Below are 14548 nucleotides of genomic sequence, written 5' to 3' on the forward strand. Positions count from 1 at the left end.
GGACTGAATGGGGGATATTTCAGAGGTGCACCGACCTGATCCAGCTTCACCGAATCCATAATCGATAAGGTCTTTCAGGTCGATGCATAACGCGAAACAACTCGGTCGGCTCTCTCTCCCTCTGGGAGAGGGCTGGGCGGGCGGCGTTCCGATGAGGGGCTCTTGATCTTCAATCACGCCCTTTGATGGTCTGGCTACGCTGTCCGTTCACCCCGACCGGCACCTCGCCCTTCAGGGTGACACGACGCACCACCCGATCCTGGGTGCCGTAATCATCAATCGCATAATGCTGCGTCGAGCGGTTGTCCCAGATCGCCACATCACCGGCCTTCCAGCGCCAGCGCACGGTATTTTCCTGACGGATCACATGGCTTTGCAACAGCCCGAACAGGTGCGCCGAGTCCGCCTGCGAGTAACCCTTGATGCGTTTGACGAAATGCCCCAGCAGCAGGCTCTTCTCACCGCTGATCGGATGCACCCGGACGACCGGGTGTTCGGTTTCGTACACCGTCGAGGTGAAGACCTTGCGGTAGCGCTCAAGCTTCTCCGCCGAAACGTCCGGCTTGGCGCTGGCGTAGTCGTATTCATTGCTGTGCACGGCGATCAGCTTGTCGGCCAGTTCACGCAGCTCGATCGGCAAGCCGTTGTACGCCGTGGCGGTGTTGGCCCACAGCGTGTCGCCACCGAATGCCGGGGCCACCACCGAGCGCAGGATCGAGGCTTTCGGGTAGGCATCGACGAAGGTCACGTCAGTGTGCCAGGAGTTGGCGCGCTGACCTTCGGCGCCGTCCAGTTCGAGCAGATAGCGGGTGCCTTCGCGCGACGGCACGGTCGGGTGCGCCACCGGTTCGCCGAGCAAATGCGCGAAGGCTTCCTGACGCTGATCATCAAGCTGAGTCTGTTCGCGGAAGAACACCACCTTGTACTCGACCAGTGCCTGCTGGATGGCTTCGACCGTGGCGGCGTCCAGCTCACCGGACAGGTGCACGCCACGGATCTCGGCGCCGATACGACCGGCCACCGGGTGAATTTCCAGCGCGTGGACAGCGGGTTTTACAGCGAGTGCGGCATTGCTCATGGGTATACCCTCATCGACTGTTTACGGTTGGCGGCAGCGAAACAACGCTCTATCCATATGCTATTTACATCTAACAGATATCAGCATGCTTCATTGACGGAATAAGAGCTTGCATTTAAAACCTCAGGCAACCCTCGTCGCAAATGCCTTCGAGCTATTTTTAGGATGCCGGAAAAGCATATGGACCTTCGCCAGTTGCGCTACTTCATCGCCCTCAACGAACACCGCAGTTTTGTCCGTGCGGCAGACGCAATGGGCATCACGCAACCGGCGTTCAGCCGCAGCATCCAAGGGCTGGAGCAGGAGTTCGGCTGTGTGCTGGTGGACCGCGGCAACAAGGATCTGCGCCCCACCCCCGAAGGCCAGGTGGTGCTGCAGCACGCCCTGAGCCTCCTGCAGGGCGCGGCCCTGCTCAGTGCCGAAGTGACGCAGATGACCAAGCTTGATGCTGGTGAAGTGCACTTCGGTTGCGGCCCGGCGCCAGCGGTGAAACTGGTGCCGGATGCGGTGGCGCAGTTCATTAATGCCCACCCGAAAGTGCGCACCTGTTTCCAGGTGGACAACTGGAAAAAACTCAGCCGAGCGCTGAGCCGCGAGGAGATCGAATTCTTCATCGCCGACATTCGTCATTTCGAGTCCGACCCGAACTTTCAGACCCAGGCGCTGACGCCCAAACGCGGGGTGTTTTTCTGCCGTCCGGGGCATCCGTTGCTGGCCAAGGAAAGCCTGTCGACCAACGACATGTTCGACTATCCGCTGGCGACCACGCTGATCCCGCCGGGGATTCGCAAACTGTTGGCCAACCTCAGCGGTCGCACCGATTTTTCCCCGACCATCGAGACCGAGCATTTCCCGGCGCTGGTCAAAGTGGTGCTGCAATCAAATGCGATCGGCGTGGGCACCGAGGAGGCGTTTGTCGAGGACATCGCCAAGGGTTCGCTGGTGCTGCTGCACTGGCGGAATTTGCCGCAGAACCTGGAGAGCATGAACGCGCGCTGCGGCATCGTCAGCCGCACCGGGTTTCGCCTGTCGCCGGCGGCCAGGGCGATGATCGAGACGCTGGTGGCGGTGGATCGACAGGAACATCGCGTCGCTGTTTAGGGCGCTATCGCGAGCAGGCTCACTCCTACAGGGAAACGCATTCCAAATGTAGGAGTGAGCCTGCTCGCGATGGCGTCGCACCAAACGCTAGAGGATCAGAGCTTGGCCGCCGCCAGTTCAGGCGCCACCCAATCGCTGACCTTGAACGGCTTGCGAATCAACTTCTGCTGCGCCGCCAGGTCCACCGAATCCTGCAGTTTGCCGAGGAACACCGGGTCAAGCGTCGACTGGAACACTTCACTCAAATTCTGATCCTGAAGATCCTGGGTGAGGATCACTGGCGGGTAACTGGCCAGCCCCGACACCAGTTGCACATAAGCGCCCTTGTTGCCGTCTTCGCTCAGCCAGTCAAAAGCTTGCTGCTGCGCCTTGAGCAGTTTCGCCACCACCTCGGGGTGCGCGTCGACAAACTTTGCCGTGCCCAGCAGCACCGCCTGCACACTCCCGGCCCCGCCCAGATCCTTGGTATTGAGCGGCAACTCCGCCAGGCCTTTGGCTTGCAGAGCCGATAGCGCGGAACTGCCCCATGAAGCATCGATCTGCCTGGCCGCCAGTGCTGCGACCGCCGCGTTGAAGTCCAGGTTGATGACCTTCAAATCCTTTTCGCTCAAGCCCTGACTGGCCAGTGCCGCGTCGAAGGAAAGCTGTGTCGCGGTGCCACGGAAGATCGCCACCCGCTTGCCCTTGAGATCCTGCAGGGTCTTGATTCCCGACCCCGGCACTACGCCGAGATACTGCTTGACCCCACGTGCGGTGGCGCTGAGCAGGCGGGTGTCCAGCCCGTTGGACTTGCCGATGATTGCCGCCAGATCGCCCAGATACGCCAGATCGACCTGACCGTTGGCGAACGCTTCATTGATCACCGGCCCTGCGCCTTTGAAAAAGCTCCACTGAATCTTGATGCCTTGTTCAGCAAAGGCCTTTTCGAAGATCTGCTGATCGCGCAGCACATCGACCACGCCGCCGCCACTGTGCTGGGTGCCGGCGCTCAGGTCAGGCACGGCAATGCGGATTTCCTTCAGCTCATCCGCGTGGGCGCTGAACGCCAGCAGGCCAGCCAGCGCAGGAACGGCGAACAGACTGAAAACTCGTTTAAAGGGAAGGTTCATGGGTGCAGCTCCTTGATCACGACTGAGCGTTGAGAAGCCGAAAGTAGGCCGAAGCGACACCTGCGCTTAAATACTATAAATGCACATTTTTATAGCTTTACGACCTAAGTGAACGCGGCTGGGGCTTGCAGCGGTGCATGCATGGGCAGCATCGAAAATATTCTTCGAATGCATTGGATGCACCTGGGCTGGAGGCCTTAAATGGTCTTGCTTATCTCCCGATAGCATTGATTCGCTATTTGTTAGATCAATTTTGCATACGGTCCGTCTGCATCCGACAACGGAGGTCAACCATGGCCCGACACTCCCTGCTCAGCCTGCCGCTGCCGGCGCCACCGCTCAAGCGCGAACCGATCTGGCCAAGCCTCAACCAGCGAGTTTTGCCATGGCTGCTGCCGCTCACTCTGTTCGCGCTGTGGTGGCTAGCCGCACGCAACGCCTGGATGAGCGAGCAGATTTTGCCGGCGCCTTCGCTGGTCTGGAACAGCGCCGTCGAACTGGCGCAAGGCGAGCTCTGGAGCCACCTGTGGATCAGCCTGCAGCGCTTGTTCTGGGGCCTGCTCGCAGGAATTTCAGCAGGCGCCGTACTGGGCGCTGCGCTGGGTTTCAGCCAACGGCTGGAGCGGTTGATCCTGCCGACATTTGCCGGACTGGCGCAGGTGCCGACACTGGCCTGGATTCCCTTGTTCATGGTGTTTTTCGGCATTGGCGAAGTGCTGAAACTGGTGGTGCTGATCAAAGCGATCGTGGTGCCGGTGACCTTGCACACGCTGGTCGGGGTGCGCGATGCGCAACCGAAGCTGCGTGAAGCGGCAGCGGTACTGCGCTTGCCGCCACACCTTTTAATCCGCCGCCTGGTCCTGCCCGCCGCACTGCCCGCGTTCATGGCAGGTGTACGTCTGGCACTGGCCGCCGGGTGGACCTCGCTGCTGGCCGTCGAACTGCTGGCTTCCAGCGAAGGTATCGGCTACCTGATGGTCTGGGCGCGGCAGTTGTTCATGCTCGACATCGTGTTTGTGTGCATCGTGGTCATCGGTTTACTCGGTGTGGCCATGGACCGCGGCATCGGTCTGCTCGATCGCAAACTGGTGCATTGGCCGCATCCAGCGACTGCCGAAATTCGTCGCGGCCCGCGTTACGAAGGCTGGCAACGGCTGCAACCGTGGCTGCTGCCACTGAGCTTGCTGGCGCTGTGGCAATGGGCGACCGAGCAGCAGTGGGTCGACGCCAACATTCTGGTCAGCCCGCTGACGGTTCTGCGCACCGCGTGGGCAGGTCTGCTTGACGGCACGCTGAGCAGAGGCCTGACCCTGAGCCTCGGGCGCACGGTCGGCGGCTTGCTGCTCGGCGGCGGGCTCGGTTTCGCCCTTGGTTTGCTGCTGGGTCTGTCGCGCACCAGCGAACGCTTGCTCGGCCCGACGCTGGCGGCGATCCGGCAAATTGCGATTTTCGCCTGGGTGCCGCTGCTCACCGCGTGGTTCGGCCTCGGTGAGTTGGCCAAGTGGGTATTCGTTGCCCTCGCCGCGTTCTTTCCGTTGTTCATCGCCACGCAACGCAGCGTCGCCAATCTCTCGCCGCAACTCAACGAAGCCGCGCAGGTGCTGCGCCTGAGCCTCGGCCAACGCCTGCGCCGCCTGGTGTTGCCCGGTGCTGCGCCGGGCATATTCGCCGGCCTCAGGCTGAGCCTGATCTACGCTTGGCTCGGCACCATCGGTGCCGAATACTTCATGCCGTCCAACGGCGGCATCGGCAGCCAGATGATCGGCGCACAGCAACTGTTGCGCATGGACCTGATCATGGCCGGCATGCTCTTGGTCGGCCTCACCGGCGCCCTGCTCAACCTGATCGGCCAACGCCTGGAAATTCGCGCGACCCACTGGAGACACGCATGAACGCACCGATTGTAAGCTTCACCCACGTAGGCAAATCCTTCGACGTGGACGGCTTCGAACTGGAAGCCATTCACGAATTCAACCTGGACATCGCCGAGGGCGAATTCGTCGCCATCGTCGGTTCCAGCGGCTGTGGCAAATCGACCTTGCTGCGCTTGCTGGTAGGACTCGATACGCAGTTTCGCGGGCAGATCAGCGTAGATGGCCAGGCCGTCAAGGGCGTCGGCAGCGAACGCGGCATTGTCTTTCAGGAGCACCGTTTGTTTCCCTGGCTGAGCGTCGCCGACAACATCGGTCTGGGCCTGGTCAACGAGCCGCTGAGCGCCGCGCAAAAGCAACAGCGGATCAACGATTTCATCGATCTGGTCGGCCTGCGTGACTTCACCCGCGCCTATCCGCACCAGTTGTCCGGCGGCATGGCCCAGCGTGTGGCGATCGCCCGCGGATTGGTTGCCAGCCCACGGATTCTGCTGCTCGACGAACCCTTCGGCGCCCTCGACGCACTGACCCGCCAGCAGATGCAGGACGAGCTGTTGGCGATCCGCGAACGCGCAAAAATCACCACGATTCTGGTCACCCATGACGTCGAGGAAGCGATCTTCCTCGCTGACCGTGTAGTGGTGATGGAGCCGCGTCCGGGACGGATCAAGCAAGTGGTCGACATTGCCCTGGCGCACCCGCGCCAGCGCAGCAGTTTCGATTTCCATCAATTGCGTGAAGAACTGCTGCACGAGCTGACCAGTGATGACCATTACCAACCGAGCGTGCCGGTGCAGATCCGCGATCTGCCGCTGACGTTCATTGCCTGCTGAACAGGAGTTTCGCGATGCCGCAACGTCCCAACTTTCTGGTGATTCTGGCCGACGATCTAGGCTTCTCCGACATCGGTGCGTTCGGCGGCGAAATCGCCACACCGAACCTCGATGCGCTGGCGAACAACGGCCTGCGCCTGACCGACTTTCACACCGCACCGACCTGCTCGCCGACCCGCTCGATGCTGCTCACCGGCACCGATCCCCACATCGCCGGCATCGGCACCATGGCCGAAGCGCTGACGCCCGAACTGATCGGCAAACCGGGTTACGAAGGCTATCTCAACGACCGCGTGGTGGCGCTGCCGGAATTGCTGCGCGAGGCCGGTTATCAAACCCTGATGAGCGGCAAGTGGCACCTCGGTCTGACGGCCGAGCTGGCGCCGCATGCACGTGGTTTCGAGCGCTCGTTTTCACTCTTGCCGGGGGCGGCCAACCACTATGGTTTCGAGCCGACCTACGATGAGCAAACACCGGGCCTGTTGAAATCCACCCCGGCGCTGTACATCGAAAACGATCAATTCATCGACGAATTGCCCAAGGATTTCTATTCCTCAGATGCCTTCGGCGACAAGTTGCTGCAGTACCTCAAGGAGCGCGACCAGACCCGACCGTTCTTCGCTTACCTGCCATTCTCAGCCCCGCACTGGCCGCTGCAGGCGCCTGCCGACATCGTTGAGAAATACCGCGGCCGCTACGACGCCGGTCCCGAAGTGCTGCGCCTCGAGCGTCTGGAAAAACTCAAGGCCCTCGGCCTGATCGAAGCGGATGTCGAGCCACATCCGCTGATCCAGCTCAGCGCGCAGTGGGACGCGTTGAGCGACGAGCAAAAGCAGATTTCCGCACGAGCCATGGAGGTCTATGCGGCGATGGTCGAGCGCATGGACTGGAACATCGGACGCGTCGTCGATTACCTGCGCCAGCAGGGCCAGCTCGACAATACGTTCATTCTGTTCATGTCCGACAACGGTGCCGAAGGCGCGCTGCTGGAAGCGTTCCCCAAGTTCGGCCCGGAACTGATGACTTACCTGAACCAGCATTACGACAACAGCCTCGATAACATCGGCCGCGCCAACTCCTACGTCTGGTACGGGCCGAACTGGGCGCAGGTGGCGACCGCGCCGTCGCGACTGTTCAAGGCCTTCACCACCGAGGGCGGCATTCGTGTGCCGGCGCTGTTGCACTATCCGCAACTGGCACTCAGAGGACAGATCAGCCACGGCTTCGGCACGGTGATGGACATCACTCCGACGATTCTGGATCTGGCAGGCGTGAGGCATCCGGGCAAACACTGGAAAGGCAAAGCGGTAGCGCCGTTGCGTGGTAAATCGTGGCTGGGCTTTTTGTCCGGCGAGACCGCGCAGGTGCACGACGAGCACACGGTGACGGGTTGGGAATTATTCGGGCGTCGGGCGATTCGGCAAGGGTCGTGGAAAGCGGTCTGGATTCCTGGGCCGGTGGGGCCAGCGACGTGGCAGCTCTATGATTTGCGCAGTGATCCGGGAGAGATTCATGATCTGGCGCTGAGCCAGCCGGGCAAGCTCGCTGAATTGATCGGGCATTGGCAGCGGTATGTGGAGGAGACCGGGGTGATCCTGAGTGCTTCGCCGTTTCAGCCGGATTGATGTGACCTGCACTATCGCCATCGCGAGCAGGCTCGCTCCCACATTTGAAATGCGTTTCCCTGTGGGAGCGAGCCTGCTCGCGATGAGGCCTTGGCAGTCGATCGTTAAGCTTGAGCCGTACGCACCTCTTTCTGCGCAACGGCATCCCGGTGCACAAACCGGTTCGCCCGCCCAAACGTACCGAAATCATTGAACCGCACCCCCATCTCGCGCATCACTTTGTGCGCCACCGGCACGGTCATCTGGCGGATGTAAAAAGGTTCCTTGACCACAAAATGATGAATCCCGTGGCTGCTGCCGAAGTTGAAGCAGAACGCCTGTAACGGCCACAGCCACCTCGGGTTCAGCACCTGACATTGCTGCAGCACATTGCCCGGCTCGACGTCGCCGTAGTAATGCATGTTCGAGCTGATGAAGTGCAGGCAAAACGTGCGCAGCACATTCGGGCCGATGATCACCACGACGGCAATATCAATCACCTGCATCACCGCCAGTGTATTGGCTGACCAGTCGATCGGCGCGCCCAGCAGAGAGGCAACGCCGTTCGCTGCGTGGAAACCCAAAAACACATACCACGCGCCCCAGTGCAGCAGCGCCAGCGGCGCGTAGACCTTGAACACGCGCTTGAGAATGCCGAGCTTGTGCGCCCAGGTTTTGGCCCGCAGCAAGCGGATGAAGGCTGACATCATGTTGTCGCCGACCATCAACAGCCGCGCAAAGCCCCATGGCTCGCCGTTGGTGATGGCGCGCTCTTCCATGTCGGCTTCGGTGCCGGAGACCTTGTGATGATTAAGGTGCAACTGGCGCCGAATCCACGGATTGATCGTGCTCGGCCGCGCCAGCCACACCAGGCCCATCATCAGGTTGTGCGGCACGCGCTGTTTGCGAAAGTACATGCTGTGGATCAGGTCGTGTTCCAGCTCATGGGTCAGCGAGGCAAAAAACGCATTGAGCAACAGGCACGCCCACCACGCCATGTGACCACTGATATACAGCGCTGCCGAGCCGATCATGCCGACCAAAGCAAACGCCAGAATCCCTGCGCCCAACGCGTCCTGATGCTGAAGAATCGGGTAGCGCTCGCGCAGCTCCACACCTTTGGCCAACACCACCTCGCGAATATGCGCTGATCGCTGCGCCGCATTGAGCCGCTGGGGGCTTGCAGAAGTACCGTCCATGCTTCCATCCTCGGGTCTAAGATGTGTCAATCGTGCCTTGCCGGGGCGCCAATCGCGCTAGCCAAGAACGCCAACCTGTTGACCGGACGCGCCAATCAGCATGAAGGAACCGACCTCCCTCGCCAGCTGGACCCGCGCCCTGCGCAAGCAACTCGATGCGCTGGGGCTGGACAGCATCGCCCTGTGCCGACAGGCCGGGCTCGACCCGAGCATGATGGACGATCCTAACGCGCGCTATCCATTGTCCGGCACCACTCGCCTGTGGACGCTCGCGGTGCAGGCCAGCGGTGACCCGGCGCTGGGCTTGCGTGTGTCGCGTTTCGTCAGCCCCACCACCTTCCACGCCCTCGGCTATGCGCTGGTCGCCAGCGGCAGCTTGCGCGAAGTGTTCGAACGCATCGTGCGCTATCACCCGGTGGTCAGCGATGCGCTGGAACTTCAGCTGAGCCGCAGCGACGATCGCTATCAATTCCGTTTGAAAGTCCCTGTGGGCAACCCGGCGCCGGCCTTCGAAGCCATCGACGCCTTCACCGCGATCTACGTGCGCACCTGCCGCAATCGCCTTGGCCGTGATTACGCACCGCTGGCGGTTTATCTGCGCCGCCCTGAACCGACCGATGCGCAGCAATGGCACAAAGTCTTCCGCGCGCCGGTGCATTTCGGCTGCGCGGAGGATCGCCTGGAATTCGCCCTCGCCGACTTCGACAGCCACCTCGACGACGCAAACCCGGAACTGGCCGAACACAACGAAGCGGTGCTAAAGCGCACCCTGGCCCAGTTGCAACCGTTGACCTGGGAGCGCAAGGTGCGCGACGCCATCGAAGAGCAATTGCCCGAAGGCGAACCCAGCGCCGAACGCATCGCCCAGGCCTTGCACCTGAGTTTGCGCAGCCTGCAACGGCATCTGGCCGATGAAGGCTGCCGCTTCGACACCCTGCTCAACGAAAGCCGCGAAAACCTCGCGCTGCTGCACCTGCGCGACCCGCAGTGTTCGTTGAGCGAAGTGAGTTATCTGCTCGGCTTCGCCGACACCAGCAGCTTCAGCCGCGCCTTCAAACGCTGGACCGGGATGACGCCGGGGCAGTTTCGTGATCAGTTGCGCTGATCCGAAATCATCATTGTGTGACCCAGCGCCTTCGCGAACAGGCTCGCACAGGGAAACGCATTCAACTGTAGGAGCGAGCCTGCTCGCGAAGAGGCCGTCAGACCACCACAAATCCCAGCTCAAAAACAGTGCCGTTGGCACCACTACTCACCCGCACCCGCCCCCCATGCAATTGCATGACCGACTGCACGATCGCCAACCCCAACCCACCCGAATCCCCAGGTTCCGCCCGTGAGGGATCGACGCGGTAGAAGCGGTCGAACAGTTTACCCAGATGCTCGGGCGCGATGACGGGGCCGTGGTTGTGCACTTGCAGCCAGCATCGGCCCGGCTCGTCGCGGCGGCGCAGGCTGATAACGGTGCCGGGATCGGCATGGCGCACGGCATTGGCCATCAGGTTGCCGAGCGCCCGTTGCAGCAATTGCTGATCGGCGAGCAGTTCGCCGTGCAGTTGGTTGTCCAGGCGCAGGTCGCGATCGTCTGCCAGGGCTTCGAAGTAATCACACAGTTCATCGCCGACGCTGTGCAGATCCAGCGTTTGCAAATTGAGCGCGCGCTCGGCCTGTTCGGCGCGGGCGAGGAACATCAGGTTCTCGGCCATGCGTTTGAGCCGTTCGAACTCTTCCATGTTCGAGGCCAGTACTTCCTGATATTCCGCCGAGCTGCGCGGATGATTCAACGCCTGGCCGTTGCTCGCCAGCAAGGTGTGCAGCGGCGTGCGGATTTCGTGGGCGAGGTCGGCGGAAAACTGCGACAGGCGCTGCACGCTGTCGTCCAGCCGCGCGAGCATGCCGTTGAGTGCTTGTACCGGCTCGCGCAGTTCTGTCGGTGTGCCCTCGGCGGGCAGGCGTTGATCAAGGCTGCGCAGATCGATGCCGCGCACCGCTGCGCTCAACTGGCGCAACGGTCGCAGGCCACGGCGCAACAGCAACAGGCCAAGAGCAAAAGCGAGCAACGCGCCGAGGCCGACGGAGAGATACAGGCGCAGGCGATAACTGCTCAGCATCTGTTCACGCTCGCTCAGCACCTTGCCGGCGATTACAGTCAGTGGTTCACCGTTCGGACCCTGCGCCTGACCGGACAACAGCGCCACTTCGGCACCGTCGGCGGCCTGCCATGTCAGCACGTCGCGACGTTGCGGCATCTGCTCGCGGGCAATCGCCTTCAAGCTCGGCAACTCGCGCTGGCGCGGGTTGATGGTGATCACGCTGGAGCCATCCGCGCGGCGCACCAGCAGCAGGCTGTCGAGATTGCCGAGCATGTTCTGATACAACCGCGGCCGCGCTTGCAGGGCATCAAGGCTGTCACTGTCGGCGAGCAAGGCGCGCACCTGTTCCAGGCGACCCAGCAGGGCCATGTCGTCACGGAAGGCCAGTTCCGAGGCCAGCGAGCGGTAAAGAAAAACGCCAATCGCGCTCAGCACCAACGCACAGACAATGGCGAAGGCCAAGGCCAGACGCCAGGCGATCGACTTACTCCACATCGTCCGGCGCTTCCAGTTGATAACCGACGCCGCGCACGGTGTGAATCAGTTTAGGCATATACGGATCATCGACCTTCGAGCGCAGCCGGCGCACGGCAACCTCGACCATGTTGGTGTCGCTGTCGAAATTCAGATTCCACACCTGCGAGGCGATCAGCGTGCGCGACAACACTTCGCCCTGGCGGCTGGCGAGCAATTGCAGCAGGGCGAATTCCTTGTTGGTCAGGGCAATGCGCTGACCGCCACGACTGACCCGGCGGCGCAGCACATCGATTTCCAGATCGGCGATCTGGTAAGACTCGGCCTCGCGCATCGGCCCCCGGCGCAGCAAGGTACGCACCCGCGCGAGCAGTTCGGCGAAGGCGAAGGGTTTGAGCAGGTAATCGTCGGCACCCAGTTCGAGACCGCGCACGCGATCTTCAATGGCGTCCTTGGCCGTGAGAAACAACACGGGAGTGGCGCCGCGCTGGCGGATCAGTTGCAGCAATTGCCAGCCGTTGAGACCGGGCAGCATCACGTCGAGGATGATCAGGTCGTATTCCTGCTGCTCGATAAAATAGCGGCCATCGAGGCCATTGAGCGCCACGTCCACGGCAAAACCCGACTCGCCCAGGCCCTTGGCGAGGAAATTCGCAGTCTTGGCCTCGTCTTCTACAACCAGCAAACGCATGGCATACCTCGTTCATTAAGGCACACAGGCTAGGCGTCTTCGGCGGCGTTGCCCATTACAAACTTGTAATTTAACTGACGAGGTTCTGACGAGGACCGGCCGTTAAGGTGACGACCTTCGCTTCTGGAGCTTGTTCATGACCGTCAAATACCTCGTTGCAAGCCTGATGATCGGCCTGAGTGGCGTCGCTGTCGCCAGCCCGGAATTGCCACGCCACGCCGACCTCGATCTGAAAACCGCGCGCTGGCTCGCTGACAAGGCGATGAGCACCTGCACCGGCACAGTCTCGGTGCTCGATCGTGGCGGCAACCTGCTGGTAACCCTGCGCGGCGATGGCATCGGCCCGCACAACACCGCCGCCAGCCAGCGCAAGGCCTACACCGCGCTGTCGACCAGGACGCCGACGCGACTGTTCGCCGAACGCGCCCGCAGCCACCCGGAAACCGCCAACCTCAACACCCTCGACGAATTGCTGTTACTGGGCGGCGGCATTCCGCTGTTCGCCGGCAGCGAATTGGTCGGCGCCATGGGCGTGGCCGGTTCCGGCGGTGGCGAGCAGGACGAGAACTGCGCCGTCACGGCCGCCGACAAGGCCGGCTTGACCATCACCCCTTCCCACTAAGGAGAACCACCATGACCACCCTGCGCATTACCCTCGCCGCCCTTGGCCTGAGCGCTGTTTCGAGCCTGGCGCTGGCCGCCGGCAACCCGTTGAGCGTGCACGTGCTCAACCTGGAAAACGGCCTGCCCTCGCCGGGCATCAACGTCTCGCTGGAAAAGCATGTCGGCGCGGACTGGCAACCGCTGGCGCAAGGTACCACCAACGAACAGGGACGAATCGCCGAATTGTTCCCGGCCAAGCAGCCTTTTGAAGCGGGTGAATACCGCGTGGTGTTCAAGACCGGCGAGTACTACAAGAAGATCAAGCACGACACGTTCTTCCCGGAAATCCCGGTGATTTTCGAAGTGAAGCAGACCGACCAGCATTACCACATCCCGCTGCTGCTCAGCCCGTATGGTTTCTCGACCTATCGCGGTTCGTAATCCCAACGCCAATCCCCCCCTGTAGGAGTGAGCCTGCTCGCGATAGCAATCTGTCAGATGATTCATGTGTGACTGACGTACCGCTATCGCGAGCAGGCTCACTCCTACAGGGGTCGGTGGGAATCTTAGAGTGTGGTCAGCGCACGCAATCGCGTGGCGTCGAGGATCTCGATCTCGCCGTATGCCAGGCCAATGATCCCCTGCCCCTGCAGATCCTTGAGGATCTGGTTGGTGGTCTGCCGCGACAGCGACAGCATCGCGGCCAGTTGCTCCTGCGGCAGTTGCAGCACTCGGCGCGGCGCGTCGAGTTCGCCGTAGCCCTCGGCAATCATCAACAAACGATGGGCCAGCCGCGCCGGGGCCGGCAGCAGGCTGAGCTGCTCCAGACTGATGAAGGCCAGGCGCAGTTTGTGGCTCATCAACAAGGCCAGATGACGCCAGTACTGTGGTTGTTCGTCGAGCAGCTTCAGCAACGTCGTTTGCGGGATGTTCAGCAGCAGACACGGGCCGACAGCGTAAGCGTCGTGTGTGCGCGGCTGGCCATCGAACAGACAGATTTCGCCAAACCAGTGCGGCGCCTCGACCAGACTCAACAACGCCTCCTTGCCCTGCTCGCTCACCGCGCCAATGCGCACGGCGCCATCGAGCACTGCATACAAACCGCACGGCGCATCACCGCGCTGAAACAGGCGCTGTCCCGCCGTCAGCCGCCGCTCGCGGCCCGCCGCCAGCAGACTATCCTGAAAGGATGCCGGCAGATGACTGAACCAGTGCCCGGTCAGCAGCCGTGAACGTATGTGCATAAACCCTCCTGGATTGTCGCCTGCCCGACAGAGCGAACCCGGCTGCCGAGGGATGATGCAATCAATCCCACTGGAGGAACAACAATGAAAAGCCTCGTCGACCATCTCAGCCAATACGCCGCCTACCACCGCGACCCGCGCAACATCGCCAGCCACTTTATCGGCATTCCGCTGATCGTTGTGGCGGTGGCGGTGTTGTTGTCGCGCCCGCAATGGTCGCTGGGCGGTCTGTGGATATCTCCCGCCGTTCTGCTGGCGCTGGCCTCGGCGTGGTTTTACTTGCGACTCGAATTGAAGCTCGGCGTGCTGATGACAGTACTGATGGGGCTGTCGGTCTGGGCCGGGCATGCGCTGGCGCAGCAGAGCACCATGGTCTGGCTGAGCAGCGGTCTGGCAATGTTCGTGATCGGTTGGGTGATCCAGTTTGTCGGGCATCACTATGAAGGGCGCAAACCGGCGTTTGTCGACGACATCAGCGGGCTGATTGTCGGGCCGCTGTTTGTGGTCGCCGAGCTGGCGTTTTTGCTCGGGCTGCGGCATGAACTGAAAGCGCAGATCGAGGCGCGGACGGGAGGGGTGCGGGTCAATCCGAATCGTGCGGCTGTTTAGGCCGCAATCGCCAGCAGGCTGGCTCCCACAGGGGACTTT

14 protein-coding genes are annotated in these 14548 nt (G+C 61.8%); 8 read left to right on the forward strand and 6 right to left on the reverse strand.

The window, feature by feature from the left end; translation table 11 throughout:
- Nucleotides 1-169: 169 nt before the first annotated feature.
- The gene (locus BLU24_RS00070) at nucleotides 170-1078 is read right to left on the reverse strand and encodes a TauD/TfdA dioxygenase family protein (RefSeq protein ID WP_093095865.1); all 909 of its coding nucleotides are present in this window, start codon (nucleotides 1076-1078) and stop codon (nucleotides 170-172) included.
- A gap of 180 nt (nucleotides 1079-1258) precedes the next feature.
- Between BLU24_RS00070 and BLU24_RS00075 the strand changes: the two genes are divergently transcribed.
- Nucleotides 1259-2179, forward strand: a complete 921-nt coding sequence (locus BLU24_RS00075) for a LysR family transcriptional regulator (protein ID WP_093095870.1) — start codon at nucleotides 1259-1261, stop codon at nucleotides 2177-2179.
- A gap of 95 nt (nucleotides 2180-2274) precedes the next feature.
- On the opposite strand, the gene BLU24_RS00080 is transcribed toward BLU24_RS00075, so the two are convergent.
- On the reverse strand, nucleotides 2275-3288 hold the full coding sequence (locus BLU24_RS00080; RefSeq protein ID WP_093095875.1) for an ABC transporter substrate-binding protein: 1014 nt from the start codon (nucleotides 3286-3288) through the stop codon (nucleotides 2275-2277).
- A 293-nt stretch (nucleotides 3289-3581) separates the two neighbouring features.
- On the opposite strand from BLU24_RS00080, the gene BLU24_RS00085 reads away from it, so the two are divergent.
- From BLU24_RS00085 to BLU24_RS00095, 3 genes are read left to right on the forward strand one after another with little or no spacing between them, the layout of a single operon-like run.
- The gene (locus BLU24_RS00085) at nucleotides 3582-5180 is read left to right on the forward strand and encodes an ABC transporter permease (RefSeq protein ID WP_093095879.1); all 1599 of its coding nucleotides are present in this window, start codon (nucleotides 3582-3584) and stop codon (nucleotides 5178-5180) included.
- Nucleotides 5177-5992, forward strand: coding sequence for an ABC transporter ATP-binding protein (locus tag BLU24_RS00090; RefSeq protein ID WP_093095885.1), 816 nt, complete (start codon nucleotides 5177-5179; stop codon nucleotides 5990-5992). Before BLU24_RS00085 ends, BLU24_RS00090 begins: the two co-directional genes overlap by 4 nt.
- A gap of 14 nt (nucleotides 5993-6006) precedes the next feature.
- Nucleotides 6007-7617 carry an arylsulfatase gene (locus tag BLU24_RS00095; protein ID WP_093095890.1) on the forward strand — a complete coding sequence of 537 codons (1611 nt, stop codon included), beginning with the start codon at nucleotides 6007-6009 and terminating at the stop codon, nucleotides 7615-7617.
- Nucleotides 7618-7721: 104 nt separating this feature from the next.
- Here the strand turns inward: BLU24_RS00095 and BLU24_RS00100 are convergent, their stop codons facing one another.
- Nucleotides 7722-8795: a fatty acid desaturase gene (locus BLU24_RS00100; protein WP_093095894.1), complete on the reverse strand. Its 1074-nt coding sequence runs from the start codon at nucleotides 8793-8795 to the stop codon at nucleotides 7722-7724.
- A gap of 100 nt (nucleotides 8796-8895) precedes the next feature.
- Here BLU24_RS00100 and BLU24_RS00105 point away from each other — a divergent pair, with 100 nt between their 5' ends.
- Nucleotides 8896-9900 carry an AraC family transcriptional regulator gene (locus BLU24_RS00105; RefSeq protein ID WP_093095898.1) on the forward strand — a complete coding sequence of 335 codons (1005 nt, stop codon included), beginning with the start codon at nucleotides 8896-8898 and terminating at the stop codon, nucleotides 9898-9900.
- A gap of 97 nt (nucleotides 9901-9997) precedes the next feature.
- Here the strand turns inward: BLU24_RS00105 and BLU24_RS00110 are convergent, their stop codons facing one another.
- Both BLU24_RS00110 and BLU24_RS00115 read right to left on the reverse strand, forming a co-directional pair.
- Nucleotides 9998-11383: a heavy metal sensor histidine kinase gene (locus tag BLU24_RS00110; protein WP_093095903.1), complete on the reverse strand. Its 1386-nt coding sequence runs from the start codon at nucleotides 11381-11383 to the stop codon at nucleotides 9998-10000.
- Nucleotides 11373-12053, reverse strand: coding sequence for a heavy metal response regulator transcription factor (locus BLU24_RS00115; RefSeq protein ID WP_090288178.1), 681 nt, complete (start codon nucleotides 12051-12053; stop codon nucleotides 11373-11375). The genes BLU24_RS00110 and BLU24_RS00115 overlap by 11 nt, the downstream gene beginning before the upstream one ends.
- A gap of 136 nt (nucleotides 12054-12189) precedes the next feature.
- Here BLU24_RS00115 and BLU24_RS00120 point away from each other — a divergent pair, with 136 nt between their 5' ends.
- The gene (locus BLU24_RS00120; RefSeq protein WP_093095908.1) at nucleotides 12190-12675 is read left to right on the forward strand and encodes a GlcG/HbpS family heme-binding protein; all 486 of its coding nucleotides are present in this window, start codon (nucleotides 12190-12192) and stop codon (nucleotides 12673-12675) included.
- Nucleotides 12676-12686: 11 nt separating this feature from the next.
- Nucleotides 12687-13097, forward strand: coding sequence for a hydroxyisourate hydrolase (gene uraH, locus BLU24_RS00125; RefSeq protein ID WP_093095912.1), 411 nt, complete (start codon nucleotides 12687-12689; stop codon nucleotides 13095-13097).
- Nucleotides 13098-13222: 125 nt separating this feature from the next.
- Here the strand turns inward: uraH and BLU24_RS00130 are convergent, their stop codons facing one another.
- Nucleotides 13223-13900: a Crp/Fnr family transcriptional regulator gene (locus BLU24_RS00130; protein ID WP_093095916.1), complete on the reverse strand. Its 678-nt coding sequence runs from the start codon at nucleotides 13898-13900 to the stop codon at nucleotides 13223-13225.
- Nucleotides 13901-13984: 84 nt separating this feature from the next.
- Between BLU24_RS00130 and BLU24_RS00135 the strand changes: the two genes are divergently transcribed.
- Entirely contained in the window at nucleotides 13985-14509 is a 525-nt protein-coding gene (locus tag BLU24_RS00135) for an Mpo1 family 2-hydroxy fatty acid dioxygenase (protein WP_093095921.1), read from the forward strand.
- The last annotated feature ends 39 nt before the right edge of the window (nucleotides 14510-14548 follow it).

The organism is Pseudomonas sp. Z003-0.4C(8344-21) (assembly GCF_900104975.1).
Taxonomy (GTDB): Bacteria; Pseudomonadota; Gammaproteobacteria; order Pseudomonadales; family Pseudomonadaceae; genus Aquipseudomonas; species Aquipseudomonas granadensis.

Excerpts from the sequence above, each read along its gene's own strand:
- BLU24_RS00070 (WP_093095865.1), bottom strand. The coding sequence starts at position 1,078 with ATGAGCAATGCCGCACTCGCTGTAAAACCCGCTGTCCACGCGCTGGAA.
- BLU24_RS00075 (WP_093095870.1), top strand. The coding sequence starts at position 1,259 with ATGGACCTTCGCCAGTTGCGCTACTTCATCGCCCTCAACGAACACCGC.
- BLU24_RS00080 (WP_093095875.1), bottom strand. The coding sequence starts at position 3,288 with ATGAACCTTCCCTTTAAACGAGTTTTCAGTCTGTTCGCCGTTCCTGCG.
- BLU24_RS00085 (WP_093095879.1), top strand. The coding sequence starts at position 3,582 with ATGGCCCGACACTCCCTGCTCAGCCTGCCGCTGCCGGCGCCACCGCTC.
- BLU24_RS00090 (WP_093095885.1), top strand. The coding sequence starts at position 5,177 with ATGAACGCACCGATTGTAAGCTTCACCCACGTAGGCAAATCCTTCGAC.
- BLU24_RS00095 (WP_093095890.1), top strand. The coding sequence starts at position 6,007 with ATGCCGCAACGTCCCAACTTTCTGGTGATTCTGGCCGACGATCTAGGC.
- BLU24_RS00100 (WP_093095894.1), bottom strand. The coding sequence starts at position 8,795 with ATGGACGGTACTTCTGCAAGCCCCCAGCGGCTCAATGCGGCGCAGCGA.
- BLU24_RS00105 (WP_093095898.1), top strand. The coding sequence starts at position 8,896 with ATGAAGGAACCGACCTCCCTCGCCAGCTGGACCCGCGCCCTGCGCAAG.
- BLU24_RS00110 (WP_093095903.1), bottom strand. The coding sequence starts at position 11,383 with ATGTGGAGTAAGTCGATCGCCTGGCGTCTGGCCTTGGCCTTCGCCATT.
- BLU24_RS00115 (WP_090288178.1), bottom strand. The coding sequence starts at position 12,053 with ATGCGTTTGCTGGTTGTAGAAGACGAGGCCAAGACTGCGAATTTCCTC.
- BLU24_RS00120 (WP_093095908.1), top strand. The coding sequence starts at position 12,190 with ATGACCGTCAAATACCTCGTTGCAAGCCTGATGATCGGCCTGAGTGGC.
- uraH (WP_093095912.1), top strand. The coding sequence starts at position 12,687 with ATGACCACCCTGCGCATTACCCTCGCCGCCCTTGGCCTGAGCGCTGTT.
- BLU24_RS00130 (WP_093095916.1), bottom strand. The coding sequence starts at position 13,900 with ATGCACATACGTTCACGGCTGCTGACCGGGCACTGGTTCAGTCATCTG.
- BLU24_RS00135 (WP_093095921.1), top strand. The coding sequence starts at position 13,985 with ATGAAAAGCCTCGTCGACCATCTCAGCCAATACGCCGCCTACCACCGC.